Source organism: Myxococcales bacterium (assembly GCA_022184915.1).
Taxonomy (GTDB): domain Bacteria; phylum Myxococcota_A; class Polyangia; order Fen-1088; family Fen-1088; genus JAGTJU01.
This window is the reverse complement of record JAGTJU010000001.1, coordinates 126,215-138,506: the sequence shown is the minus strand read 5'-3', so window position 1 is coordinate 138,506 and position 12,292 is coordinate 126,215. Positions and strand designations below refer to the sequence as shown.

Below are 12,292 nucleotides of genomic sequence, written 5' to 3'. Positions count from 1 at the left end.
GAGACCACTCGGCCGAGACTATTCCGAGCACCAAAAAGGTGCCTCCCTCGTTTGGGGTACACTGGCGCGTTTTACCCTTTGCCGACCAAGCTTGGACGTCAACCTTGCGCCTTTGCTTTGAGCAAGCATGCGCTGGGGCTTGTCTCAGCTGCCGGTTGCTGCGCGTCGAGGGAACGTGCCGTGCCTTGCCGGCGGGTGCCGCGGCCAAGGAAGGTGGCTGCCGCCAAGAGTCCGCCAGCACCTGCGGCCTTACCGGCAAATGTGACGGCCTTGGCGCCTGCACTGTCTATCCTGTTGGCACGGCCTGCTCGGCTTCTCGCTGTGAGGCCCAAACCTTGTTCTTGCCGCGCATGTGCGATGGGGCAGGAAGTTGCTCGCCGGTTCAGTCAGCCTCCTGCGCTCCCTATTTTTGTAACAACAACCGTTGCGGATCTCCCTGCTTGATGACACCGTTTTGTGCCCGGCGCGGTCTGCACCCCTTACGGCTGCATGTCTCGGCGAGGGACTGGGGCCACTGAGTTATATGTCGCGTGAAGTACCAGCGAGGGTGCTTGGCTTTGTGCGCGCCCTTGGCATTCATCTTGGAAAAGACGTGGAAGCGGCCATGAGCGGTCTTTCGTTGAGGAACGTGGAGCCGACCGTCATTGGTGAACGCGTTGATTGGGACGAGCTTGCGCTCTTCATCGATCGCATCTTCGATGGTTGTTCCGTAGCCGAGATTGAGAAGGCCGGCGAAGACTACGTTCACATAAACATGTGGTTTGCGTTGGCCTTGCCATTTTTTGCAACGCCTCGGCTCTTTTATAATGCAGTCCTTCAGATGACGAGCCGCTTGGCCTTCTTCCCACACATGAACATCATTGTGGAGCCGTACGAGACCCATCTTCACGTCGAATTTCATTTGCCCGATACCTTTCGAGCCTGCGCACCCTTCTTTCACGGTAACGCCGGCCAGTATCGGCAGAGTAAACCCTTTACGGGCAGCCCCTCTCAAAGTCGAAAGGAGCGTTTAAGCTTTGGTGGGGCGCTGGAACCTAAGGTGTTTCGCTGGCAGGGCGGATTCGTGCCGCTGCCCAGTTGTCTGGAATGAGTTCCGACAGGCGACTTACTGGCCACCCGGCTTGGCGCTTTTTAATCACGTCAATCAGGTATTCGCGCGTGTCGATGCCTAGGTTCCGACAAGACAGGATCAGGGTGTAGACCGCGGCGATCCGTTGGCCACCAGCGATCGATCCAGTGAACAGATAGTTCTTGCGACCGATCGCTGGTCGCCGTATTTGTCGCTCTGTCTTGCCGTTGTCGATCTCGAAGCGTCCATCGGTGAAGCAGCGTTCGATGAATTCCTTTTGGGCAAGAGCGTAACGAACGGCTCGCGCAAACTTGGACGTCTTGCCAACCTCGCCTTTGTAACCCTCGAGCAGATCATACATCCGCTTGAGCAGTGGCACCGAGTCTCGCCGTCGTAGCTCGAGACGTTGCTCAGAAGTTAGAAGAAGTTCTTTTGCCTTGGCTTCGACTTCGTAAATTCGCTTTATCAAATCTACCGGCTCTGACGCGCGCTTATCCTTGAGCACGAAGGCTTCGTAAAACTTTCGCCTAACGTGCATCATGCAACCGAGTCGCCGATGGCGTTCTACCAAGGGGCCCACACGCCCGTCAGGAAATGTGTAAATGGCGCTGTAGCCCTTGTAGTCATCGACCTGAATGAATCCTGTGGCAGCGTCGATCCAAGGCGCAATTTCAGTGTGGCTCCAGGTTTCCGTGAAGCGAAATGCGGTTAATGGTCCGGTGTTGGTTACGCACCAGAGATGACCTTTGATCTTGCCCTTGGCCTTTCCTTCGATCAACGCATCAAGCGAGGTGTCATCCAGCGCGACAACGAAGTCATCAAGCACTTTGCTCATCGTGGCATCAGCGATTGCAAGCAGTAGATCTGCCGCATAGGCCCAGTATCGCAACAGCGTCTGGTAAGGAACATCCCAACCCAATCGTGCGAAGCGGTCTGCTTGGCGATAGATCGGCAAGGCATCCTCGCCCTTGCCATCGAGCAACGTTGCAAGCACGCTGGCGCCCACCCTGACGTCCAGTGGCGTTGATTCACGCGGCGCCGTTGCAATGTCTTTGCGGCAGCTCTTGCATGCGACCTTCTCACGTCGTTCGACGTTGACCACGATTTTCTCTGGAATGTGCTCAACGGTTTCATGGTCTAGAAAACCGATCGATTCCATTTCCGAGCCGCAGCATTGGCACTTGCGCTCAGTAGCTGGCACAAGGACCTCTTTCACAATGCGCTCGAGCTCCTCGGAAAGTTTGCCTCTTCCTTTGTGATTGGGCCTCTTGATCTTCTTCTTCTTCTTCTTCGTGCCTTCGTCTTTGGCGTCGAGCTCTTCCTCGCTGTTTAAGTTGGGCTCCTGGGGAACGGGCAAAATGGGAGCTTTATTTTCGGCAGATACATCGGCGTCAAAAGCGAGGCTGAGTTGCGTGAGCTCTTCGTCCGTTAGCTTTTCACTGCGACGTCCAAACAAAAGCCGGCGCAGAGTCTTGATGTAGATGTCTTTGACACGCACATCCTCTTCAGACTTGTCGCAGCGTTCGATGAGCGACGTCATCTTCGCTGCCATCTCGCCGATAAGCTTCAGCAGTCCGTCAACATCGTTGCTTGCAGCAAGCTGTTGAGCGAGGGAAACAGAATCTTTGTCGTCCACGATTGACATCGGCGATGAAGGCCTTAACAGCACTATCATCGCCGATCTGAAATACAACTATTTTCGTGAGATACTGTTTAGCTTTCCTTGAATCTTTTGCGTCGTCGCAACACCGTCGTATCGATGCCTTCAAGCAGCAACGTTAGCTCGGCAGAGCTCATCTCAAAATGGCTCCCGTCTCCCGATGAAACGCGCCGAAACGTCCCCGCCTCTAATCGCTTCATGAAAATGCAGTATCCCGTCCCGTCCCAGAACAGCATCCGAAACTGCGTCCTGCGTGAGTTGAAAAACACAAATAGATCGCCTGACATAGCGCCGCCGCAATCAAACCCCTCCACCATGGCGCCAAGGCCATCGAAGCTGCGCCGTAGGTCAGTGCTTTCGCTCGCCACAAACATCCGTCGAAACGGTCTTGCTAACCACACTGAAGCACCGCCTTCAGTGCGCGTATCAGACTCCCTTCATCGGTGTCAGCGTACACGCGAATCACCACCGAATTCGGCGCATGAATTTCAGCAGCCTGCGTTTGACCCTGCGTCACTTTGACAGGAAGGAACTTGGGGCTCGTTGGCCTATCGCCATCGTCTGCTTGGTACCGCTGGCGCCACTTGTACAGCGTCGATACCCCGACGCCGTGCTTTAGCGCAAAGGCATCTGCATTCAGACCACTGCGTGACCATGCCTTGAGCAGATTGCGCCTCTCACCACTTGTAACTTGATTCTTGGAGCGTTTCTTGAGCGTCATACGCTCAAGGCTATTTGCCCCTCAGGGCTTCATCCGGGAGGCGGTCCGTAAAGGGTTTACTCGGCAGATGACAAAGTTCTTTGGCCAACCGCAGGCGCGCGTGGAATCAAATGTCAACGATCGGCACGGCATCTACGATATTTACTTTCCCGAGCCGCCAACGAAGATGGACAGACTTGTCGAATCCGGCAGGAACTTGTTCGATGGTCTAGCCGGCGAATTCCGTCGGCTGCTCGGCAGTGCAGTAAGAAGCGCTGATTCCGATGCGATTTACAGTTTACAACGCGCCCATGGGCTCACTCTCGCGGAATCTCGCGTGGCATATAGTCTATCAACCGGGCGCAGCGTCTCTGAAGTGTCTGCCGACCTGCGTATATCCATCGGGACCGTCCGATCACACCTAAAGTCGGCCTACGCCAAGACCGGTGCCCGAGGCCAAAGCGAACTTGTTCGAATCGCCATGAGCACATCGCCCTTAGGTCGAAGCCACTAAGGCCGAACAAGCTCGCTGATGATTGGGGACTATTGTGTAGTTTGGCCGCCCAATACGATTCGGACCAATTCGGCCTGACTTCTTGCACCTGTCTTCGCATAGCTGGCCTTCAGGTGGGACCGCACCGTACCCGTCGAGATCTTCAGATCCAGACCGATCTCGGGCACGCTTCGGCCTTTCGCCAATCGCGACGCAACTCGCGCTTCCGCCAGGGTCAGGCCGTGGGATTTCTGCATCTGGATTACATTTAAGGACGCCTCGGCAGAGCTAGCGCTGGTGCCAGTGGCTGCGAGCAAGAGTCGACGGAACTCGCCTGCAACACCGTCGTAAGCATTGATTCCCGTTTTAAAAATGCGATCGAGTGCCGTTGGCGCGTCCGTGAAAAAGATCTCGTATATACCGCTGCGACCAGTGGTATGCGCTTCAACGTGAGCCTGCGGCTTTCCGAACAAGGTGTTCATTTGTCGGTATTCGCCTGTCGTTCCATGGAAGAAGAAAGGGCATGGCTCGAACGTTTCAGGCAAGTGGAATTCGATGTGCAAGGACGCTTCTTGCAACTCGACATCCGTCCGCATATGCGGGAAGAAGCCCAACGCTTTGGTCATCTCCGCGACGCCGAAATACAACAAGCGAGGAGTGCCGAAAAAAGCCAGAGCCATTTGGATCCACGCATTGACCCGGACGTAGTCCTCTCCGGCCTTTTCCATCTCCTGCACGCTCAGTCCATCGAACATGCGATTCATGAAAACGGCCAAGTCGTTCCAATCTACGCGAGCGCCAGCTACGTTCGTGTCCACGTGACGCAGGGACAGGCCGCGAAGGGCGCCTTCGACATCCCGTCCTTGGTAGACGCCAAGTTCTCGCAGGAACTCAAAAACTTTCGCAGGGACCTCTCGCGACATCGCTTGTGGGGCTAACCCTGCTTAGTCATGACGCAAATGTCAAGCGACATGCGTCAACGGGCTGCGTACAGGAACTACAAGCGCCACGTCCCTCCGCGTCAAATTTGTCTGATAAAATATGTTCTATCAACTAACGTAAGCCGCCTTGCGTCCTTAGCCTTACTGCCGGGCTTTGTGGCAGTACCCCCGACGAAATCCTGCTTCAGGAAAACGTTTGCGCAGGGCTTGCAGTATGCATGTTTTCCCGACGCCTTTGGCAGGTGCGCTAGTCGCTATAGGGAGCGAAGGCGCCTCCGTCGCGATTGCACGCCTGCAGATCGGCCTGAGTATAAGCATCGGCATGGGAAGCGGGCAGCCTTAGTCGAACCCACGCCGTAAACGCGGACGCGAACGAGCTACCTGCCCCTTGGTTGCGATCAACCTCGTTCCATAGCAGGCACACTAGACGCTTCTTTTCTCGCATGGTGTGGTCAGAATTGCGCCAGATTCCATCCAACATAGCGGGGAGCTGAGTTGCCGCTACGTGAAGCCGGCGTGCGTGGTGTGCAGCAGCCAGACGCGCCCGGAAGTCGAGGGTGTCTGCTAGGAAGCGCGCGTGCTCCCGGCGGTTGGGGGACCGGGAGCTGACGAGGCGATCGAACTCATCCGTTAGGTCAAAGCGCCCTGTCACGCGGATCAGGAGGGGCGCAGGTGAACGATCGATGGGACCGCTTGATTGCCGCGGATCTGGAAAGGGCCGGTAACGAGACGGCTGGGTGAAAGACGACTCTCCTCCTTCGGCCTCGGCCCAGCTTTGAAAAGACCAATCTCCTGAAGCCGGATTGCGCTTGAACGTGAGCGGCCCTATGCCGATCTGCTCAATGACCACACGCCTGTCCGCGAACGTAACTTGACCGTCGGCCGCTACGTGCGCCTCGAAGAGAGGCCCAGCGTAGACATAATCCCCGCCAGGCTTGGGAACGAGCTCGTATTCACGGGCGGTCGCTGAAGCGTCTTGGCTTTGAGGCGAGGCTGTGCGCGCTTCGCGCCGCTGCTCCTGTCGTTCGAGGAGATCGTGACCGGGCAGCAGGCTTGCGCTCCCGATAGAAGTCGGAGGGGCAGTTAGGCTCGGCTCACCGGTGAATGTATAGGGGGGGGCTGCGACGCTGAACCCCGTCGCGCTGGTTACTACGAGAGCAACAACAAGAGGGACCATTCTATAACCTCTCACTAGAATAGCCTATGTTGATTTCCGAGGAAGTCAACGTAGGCTATGAAGCAAGCACGAGCCTCTCAGCTCTGGCCTTTACGCATAAACGTTAACGCCAGAACCCTAAGCACCACCCGCACCGTTTCAGGTACTTGCACTCGAATGGGCCGCTGTTTACGGAGATGAGTTTTCCGCAAAACTGCAGCACGCCGAAGCACTTTGTGCACTTGCGCAGATCGACGTCGAGCGCCTGCACCGTCAACTCAAGCTCACCGTTCTTCTGGGAGCCGGCGCTCATGGCAAGCTGCAGAGTTTCCGCATCTTGAGAGACAGCGGCCAGGGCAGCTGACGCTTCAGCGGACAACGTGTTGTCTTGAGCTCGGCCGGAATCGTCCAGTATCACCTTGTCCCCCGAGACTTCGTCGGTAATGGAGCTCTCGCTGTCCTGTTGCAAGAAGGTCAGGTTGGCCTTCACTTTCCCGCCCTGATCGAGACCTCGAACATTTAGTGAGGAAGAGCTTAAACGGCTCATTTCCCACCCGTAGATCCCTGCACTGTTCGCAACCGATTCAGAGGCCTTGATGGAGATAGCTTTTTCACTCTTCTCCAAAATGGCAGGACCATCACCTTGGTCCACGTCTTGATCGATCGCGCTACATGCTCCTAAGGCAATTGCGATGGTGGCTGCCAACAAAAGTTTCGCTCGAATCATGGGTTCCTCCTTGAGTAAGAAAATGCTTCCAAGGATTCGAATACAGTAGGTCGACCGTCTCCTGCATGTGAGGAGGATCCTGTCAGGAGGCTTCCGTCGTCGCAGGGCGCTTCGCATGGCGTTCAGACGTGACCTATGACTGTGCCTTATTCATGAGTTAGGTAGGACCTCGGCACATGACGGAGCGGTGTTCAACCTCGCCACCGAAGCCCGGGCAGCCATGAATGTCGCGTCCAGTGAGCTTGCGACGTTGATGAGTCCAAGTAAGGTCCAACTCAGTGTCAACCTCAGGCGGCTGGAGCCAATGCCGAAGGAGCGAGTTGGTGGTGCGCAGCAAGCCGTGGAGTTTCACGGCAGCTGCATAAATGCCAAGGTGACGAATTTGTGAAAGGCGTCGGGCAGGACGTGTTGGACATATGTGCGGGAAAGCGCAGATCCCGAGTCCACGTGTGCAACACCATGGTGATTCCAAGGCGCGCGTGCAACCGCAAGTCTACAAGACGCGATCAGCGTTTTGCTGGCCGGAAAACAGCGCACCAAGTAGCTCGCGAGAATAGAACTGCTTAAGCGCGTGCAGCTCGCTCGACAGACAGCGTGAAAACCACATGAAAATGTCCAGCTGGAAGTAGCCGCTCAGCGCACGCAGCTATCCAATTCTCCTCTCGCAGAGCCTGGCACTTAGGGCTGTGCAGACTGCGACAGCAGCACAGCAGCTAGATGAAGGGCGTTCGAGTCCGTACGAGCGGCAGGGGCGGGCCCAAAAGATAAGCTGCGGCAACTTGAATGCTCCGTTGCTCTATGAACCTATCGCATTGCTTGCCAGGGGCTACCTGGGCGAAGGTTCTGAACCAGCTGAATATCAGCACGCACACAACCGCCGCCACGGCAACACAACTGCGTCTACACATCTCAACACTTTACCATGGGCCAACAGCACCCGACCGTAAGGCGTCGCATCGAAACGCGCGGCGGCGCCCCGGTGACCGATTTCCCCAAGTGCTACCGCCACCACCCGATACACCAGCCGCATCTGGTGAGGTTTGTGCATTGAGCGCCGCCGCCGTCCTCGATCACGAGATCGCCGCACAGCTGAAGCACGCCATAACAGCGAGTGCATCGCCGGAGGTCTACATCTAGAGCTTGCTGAATAGGTTGACCCGAGCCGCCCGCAGCAGCTGGCTTTCCTCCGTCCTTAAGCGTGGATGCGTCGAGGGAGAGACTATCCAGCGCCGCGAGGGTATCCGGCGACAACTTCTCACCTACGGGCGTGCCGGAGTCATCTAGCAGCATCAGAGCGCCGGTCAGCCCATCGGTGATCTCACTGCCTCCTTCGCCTCGTTGCGCAAAAATGAAGTGCATGCGTTTGGTCCCTGTAGCGCCGAGTCCCACAACATCAATGACACCCTCCTCCGGATGTACGACCTCCCAACCGACGACGCCAGATCGAGTCGTCACCTCCGCAGACGCCTTTATGGAAAGCGAGGTGGCCGTCGACGAAGTAACCGCTGGGCCTTCAGTTGTCCTTTTCGGGTCAAGGTTTTCGTTCGAACACGCTAGCAATGCGAGAACAGTGAGAGGTACTAGGAAAAAGCGCATGATCAGATCTCCCTGCAAAGATGGTTGATGTCTTAGCCAAACCTAAAATTTGCGGTCCTGCACGTCCGGCAATTCCCGACAGCCACTGCCCTACGGAGAGACCACTAGGGGGGCGCGTGTAAGCTCCGCCCGCAAGGCCAATCAAACGCGCCGAGGTTCTTATCTTCCGTAGGAGTTGCGCTGTCGGGCACGTCCTGACGTGCGCGTCGAGGAGTGTACGCGTTAGATAACACCCGTCCGTGCTTGCCTAAGTCTTGCGTCGGTCGACGGGCCATTGCCGGTGAAGGTTGGCTGCTTACCGCAAGGTCATTGAACAAGTGGCCCGTGGCCTCGCGCCCATTCACCGTCTCCACAACAAGGAAGGATCAATGCCATGCATCATCTTCGCGACTCACTAGCTTATCTCGCGTTCTTTGGCCTTCTGCTAACCCTGCCAACGGCTTGCTCAGAAACGCCTTCCGCTCCGGAAATCCTTCAACAGGCACTTGATACGAATCGTCTCTATGGAACGCGTTGCCAAGAGAATTACGAGGGCACATGGATAGCCACCTTGGCTGGAACCTGGTCGACCTGCTCCAAGTTCAACAAGGCCATGGACAACCTCGCGCCCCGTTCCTTTTACTTCAATCTACAGAATGCCGAAACGCGCTTTGAGGACACATTAGACCATTGTGGGGGATCGTGCGGTGGGATCGACACCGTTGACATGTTGTTCGTGAGCACTCATGGCGGCGCTTGGTCCAATCCGGCGAGAGGCACCCAGGTCATGTGGAATCGGAGCACCAGGGCCTTCTCAACAAACATGCGTCTTGGCGACGAAGACCGGGGCCTCAGCCTATACGCATCACACTCTTGCGACATACTCAAGAACGATGGCCAGCTGGGCACACGTTGGCAGTCGGCCTTCGACGGTGGCTTGAGGATGATTGTGGGAAGCCACGACAAGATCTGGTTCAATACTTCGTATACCACCGATGGCGAGCGCTTTGCGAACAACATGAGAAATGGTCAGCTCTTGAAGGACGCCTGGAAGAACAGTCTGGCGGGTAACTCAGCTGACAACGACGCCGCCGTCATGACGACCGGCGCCAACGACAGTGACTGCTGGAACCGTATGGACAGTATGACCTGGTCAAATCTTCTATCGACACCCAGGTTACGTGACTGGGATTGGCAGACTTGGTGTCAGCTCCAATGGGACAACCAGTAGTGAATCGACTTCTTCAACCGAACAAACTTCTGAGAAAGGTTTCGCTATGAGAACTATCCTTGCGTGCAGCTTGCTCGTTTCAATCTCGTTGGCAGCGGCCGGTTATGCTTCCGCAGCCGATTCGGTCGAGCGGCGCCTCATGGGCGCCGAGTCTAAGAAGGCTGGTATTTCTAAACCCGCGCTGCGAGTTGCGCGCAAGCAGGTCCGCTCCTTGGGGCGCAGCCAAGTTGTCTCCCAGCTGGCTCTGCGAGTAGGTCTTGATTTGTCTCAACAGAAGCGGGAGAAATCGGCAACTCGTGTAGAAGGTGAACGAAGCTACATGCAGATCTTCGGCGATGGTAGTGCTGGCGAATACTACAGCGCCAAGGATTCTACCCCTGTGCCATCTTCCCAAAAGCCCTCCGATGAGACAGTGACAAGCCTTGCAACCGCCTTCCTAAACAAAAGCCTGGTTCCAACTCTTGAAATTGGTATCGACGAGATATTCCCCCTAAAGGTTCGGCATCAAAAGGCGATAAGTGGGCGTCGCGACGGCACCAGCACTAAGGTGAGCTACGTGTCGAGCGAAGTAACTTTTGCAAGGCGAATCGATGGTGTTCAAGTGATCGGTCCAGGATCAAAGATCGCGGTCGAAATTCGCTCTGACGGCTCCGTCAAAGCGTTCCGTTATGACTGGGCGCCTGTCACCTTGATCGAGACGACGGATGTGCCCGTGAAGCCAGAGAATGTCTTGAGCAGGCTTGCGACGATACGTGGCAAGGACCCCGTAGGATCGGTAGAGCGATTCGAATGCGGGTACCTCGACGGCGGGTCAAGTACGGAAAGCAAAGGCAACGCTCTGCAACCTGCGTGTCTTATTCAAACAAAATTTGTTGGTTCAGATGGCAGCGTGGTGGCTCGCGAAGACTACGTGCCAGCGGCCGAACGCTTTGTCGCCGACCCCAGTTGGGTGGAATCAACGACACTGGCTGGCAGTGCACGTCCCGCCGCTGAGATTCCCGGGATGCAGAGGTAGTATGGCCACATGTGCGCCGGGCGCTCGAAATCACCCAAGGGAACCTCGGCTCCTTGGCTTCGAGCTTTGCTGGGGCAAGAGAGGTGCAGGTAAACTGCTTAAAGTGAAGACCATTCCGAAACGGCTTTCCAGAAGTATGCAGAGTGCCACGAATTGGATTAAAGCCATGCGAAATCGCAAAACGCTTAAAACCCTGGGGGAGGGAACAGCTGCCAAACTTCGCGGCCTTCACTCCTACTATGGTGTTGCGATTAACGAAGCAAAGCTTCACCATTTCCATCACCACTGCATTGGCACACTGTTTCTCTGGATCAACCGGCGATCTCAGAAACGCTCCTCTACCTTGGAGCAATTCTTGCGCCCTCTTCACTTCAACCCTCTGCCACGCCCCCCGCGTGGTGTAGAAATGTTATCACTTTCCTCCGTGCATGGTGCTACGAGGAAACACAAACGAAGAGCGGTACGCCTAAATCGGGCACTTACGGTTCTGTGAGGAGCGCCGGACGAAATCCGGCGTTGACGATAGGGCAAGGCGCCGATCCCTTGGTCGCTAAAGGGGTGGCAAATGCCTCAAGGCACGTTAAGCCAACCTACTCGCTGAGCTATCGGCCTCTTGGGCTGCTTGTTCTCGTGGCAACGGCCGCAGTGTCGTGTGGCGGGGACGACCAAGGAACTCCAGATGAAGCTTCGTGGTCCTCGGCGTGGAAATCAATGCAGGGAAATACGGCGATCTTCGCGCCCGGCTTTTCAATCAATGAAGACGGGCCGCGACGATTCTATAGAGTGTCGCTACACGACACCAGTGAGCAAGCTGCCTGTCAGCTTTACGCTGGAGCGCCCGGAGCCACGTCAGCAGAATGGACCTTGGTTCTCTCCTTAGGAGGAGACGCAATTGGTGAGTACCCTGTCGCTGCGGCAGCGGACCAAGGAGCTGCGACGGCTCGACTCGTGCAAAACCAGGAGGGGGTCAAAATCGCCAGTTTCCGCGCAGTTGGAGGCTTTGTAACTGTCACAAAAGTGGCTGAAGATCACGGTGTCCCCACAGGTTTGTCGGGTACTGCAACTATCGAATTCGTTGAGAACCCGATCATGGAATTCTCTTGCGAGCTTTCCGGCACCCGCACTCAACAAAACCCCACTCGATGTCGTTGTTTGCTGGCGGACGGCTCAGCACATTATTGTGATGAGGACCAGACCTCTCCGTCGTGTTGCTCAGTCAAAAGGGCCCCTACCCTCACGCGAACCTTTTCATTCGACGCTTCCCTTTGTGCCAACATGTGCATCTTCGACGACCCTACGCTTGCCAATGAATGCGTCATGCTGAGGGAGGCAGACTCGCTATGAAATTCAGTTGGATAGGTTACAGCCAGAGGTTCATCTTCGCGATGCTATTGAATGCTATGAGCGTCGGATGCGACGACCACACTTCCTCCCAGGAAGAGGCTGCGGACAATACGGGCGGTGCGTGTGTGAACTCCTGCGAGACCAGAGATTGGCCCCGCGTAATACTTGGTGTTGTGGCTCAGCCTGGCTCTACTCTCAAGGTTGTGTCGGCGTCCGCTGTCGACCAAGATGGGCGCGCCCTTCCCAACAGCGGCCCTGGCTGTCCCACCAATAATGAGCTCGTTTGCTCGTCTTCATGGACAACGGGTCCATCAGACAAGTCTCTTGGCATAAGTGTGTCGATTTCGGATGGCCGGGTTCTGACGGTGGACGTGCCATTAG

General features: G+C 56.1%; 11 protein-coding genes. 4 read left to right on the top strand and 7 right to left on the bottom strand.

Annotated elements, in window-relative coordinates; translation table 11 throughout:
- Positions 1–547: 547 nt before the first annotated feature.
- On the top strand, positions 548–1,090 hold the full coding sequence (locus KA712_00595; protein ID MCG5051435.1) for a hypothetical protein: 543 nt from the start codon (positions 548–550) through the stop codon (positions 1,088–1,090).
- Here the strand turns inward: KA712_00595 and KA712_00590 are convergent.
- The 3 genes from KA712_00590 to KA712_00580 form a co-directional block, all read right to left on the bottom strand.
- On the bottom strand, positions 1,035–2,714 hold the full coding sequence (locus KA712_00590; GenBank protein MCG5051434.1) for an IS66 family transposase: 1,680 nt from the start codon (positions 2,712–2,714) through the stop codon (positions 1,035–1,037). The two genes, KA712_00595 and KA712_00590, sit on opposite strands and share 56 nt — an antisense overlap.
- Before the next feature lie 68 nt (positions 2,715–2,782).
- Positions 2,783–3,103: an IS66 family insertion sequence element accessory protein TnpB gene (gene tnpB / locus KA712_00585; protein MCG5051433.1), complete on the bottom strand. Its 321-nt coding sequence runs from the start codon at positions 3,101–3,103 to the stop codon at positions 2,783–2,785.
- Positions 3,104–3,120: 17 nt separating this feature from the next.
- Positions 3,121–3,450: a hypothetical protein gene (locus KA712_00580; protein ID MCG5051432.1), complete on the bottom strand. Its 330-nt coding sequence runs from the start codon at positions 3,448–3,450 to the stop codon at positions 3,121–3,123.
- 67 nt (positions 3,451–3,517) lie between these two features.
- Between KA712_00580 and KA712_00575 the strand changes: the two genes are divergently transcribed.
- Positions 3,518–3,943, top strand: a complete 426-nt coding sequence (locus tag KA712_00575) for a helix-turn-helix transcriptional regulator (GenBank protein MCG5051431.1) — start codon at positions 3,518–3,520, stop codon at positions 3,941–3,943.
- A 29-nt stretch (positions 3,944–3,972) separates the two neighbouring features.
- Here the strand turns inward: KA712_00575 and KA712_00570 are convergent, their stop codons facing one another.
- The 4 genes from KA712_00570 to KA712_00555 all read right to left on the bottom strand — a co-directional run bounded on the left by KA712_00570 (position 3,973) and on the right by KA712_00555 (position 8,342).
- The gene (locus KA712_00570; GenBank protein MCG5051430.1) at positions 3,973–4,845 is read right to left on the bottom strand and encodes a LuxR C-terminal-related transcriptional regulator; all 873 of its coding nucleotides are present in this window, start codon (positions 4,843–4,845) and stop codon (positions 3,973–3,975) included.
- 1,298 nt (positions 4,846–6,143) lie between these two features.
- Positions 6,144–6,746 (bottom strand): hypothetical protein, encoded by a 603-nt coding sequence (locus KA712_00565; protein MCG5051429.1) that lies wholly within the window; start codon positions 6,744–6,746, stop codon positions 6,144–6,146.
- A gap of 563 nt (positions 6,747–7,309) precedes the next feature.
- A complete protein-coding gene (locus tag KA712_00560; GenBank protein MCG5051428.1) occupies positions 7,310–7,459 on the bottom strand; it encodes a transposase zinc-binding domain-containing protein in 150 nt (49 codons plus the stop codon).
- Between the two features lie 286 nt (positions 7,460–7,745).
- A complete protein-coding gene (locus tag KA712_00555) occupies positions 7,746–8,342 on the bottom strand; it encodes a hypothetical protein (GenBank protein ID MCG5051427.1) in 597 nt (198 codons plus the stop codon).
- A gap of 373 nt (positions 8,343–8,715) precedes the next feature.
- Here KA712_00555 and KA712_00550 point away from each other — a divergent pair, with 373 nt between their 5' ends.
- A complete protein-coding gene (locus KA712_00550; protein ID MCG5051426.1) occupies positions 8,716–9,552 on the top strand; it encodes a hypothetical protein in 837 nt (278 codons plus the stop codon).
- Between the two features lie 139 nt (positions 9,553–9,691).
- A complete protein-coding gene (locus KA712_00545) occupies positions 9,692–10,567 on the top strand; it encodes a hypothetical protein (protein MCG5051425.1) in 876 nt (291 codons plus the stop codon).
- Positions 10,568–12,292 lie beyond the last annotated feature (1,725 nt).

Bases quoted from the DNA above. Each gene is read 5' to 3' on its own strand.
- KA712_00550 (MCG5051426.1), top strand. From the start codon at position 8,716: ATGCATCATCTTCGCGACTCACTAGCTTATCTCGCGTTCTTTGGCCTT.
- KA712_00545 (MCG5051425.1), top strand. From the start codon at position 9,692: ATGGGCGCCGAGTCTAAGAAGGCTGGTATTTCTAAACCCGCGCTGCGA.
- KA712_00590 (MCG5051434.1), bottom strand. From the start codon at position 2,714: ATGTCAATCGTGGACGACAAAGATTCTGTTTCCCTCGCTCAACAGCTT.
- tnpB (MCG5051433.1), bottom strand. From the start codon at position 3,103: ATGTTTGTGGCGAGCGAAAGCACTGACCTACGGCGCAGCTTCGATGGC.
- KA712_00565 (MCG5051429.1), bottom strand. From the start codon at position 6,746: ATGATTCGAGCGAAACTTTTGTTGGCAGCCACCATCGCAATTGCCTTA.
- KA712_00580 (MCG5051432.1), bottom strand. From the start codon at position 3,450: ATGACGCTCAAGAAACGCTCCAAGAATCAAGTTACAAGTGGTGAGAGG.
- KA712_00570 (MCG5051430.1), bottom strand. From the start codon at position 4,845: ATGTCGCGAGAGGTCCCTGCGAAAGTTTTTGAGTTCCTGCGAGAACTT.
- KA712_00575 (MCG5051431.1), top strand. From the start codon at position 3,518: ATGACAAAGTTCTTTGGCCAACCGCAGGCGCGCGTGGAATCAAATGTC.
- KA712_00555 (MCG5051427.1), bottom strand. From the start codon at position 8,342: ATGCGCTTTTTCCTAGTACCTCTCACTGTTCTCGCATTGCTAGCGTGT.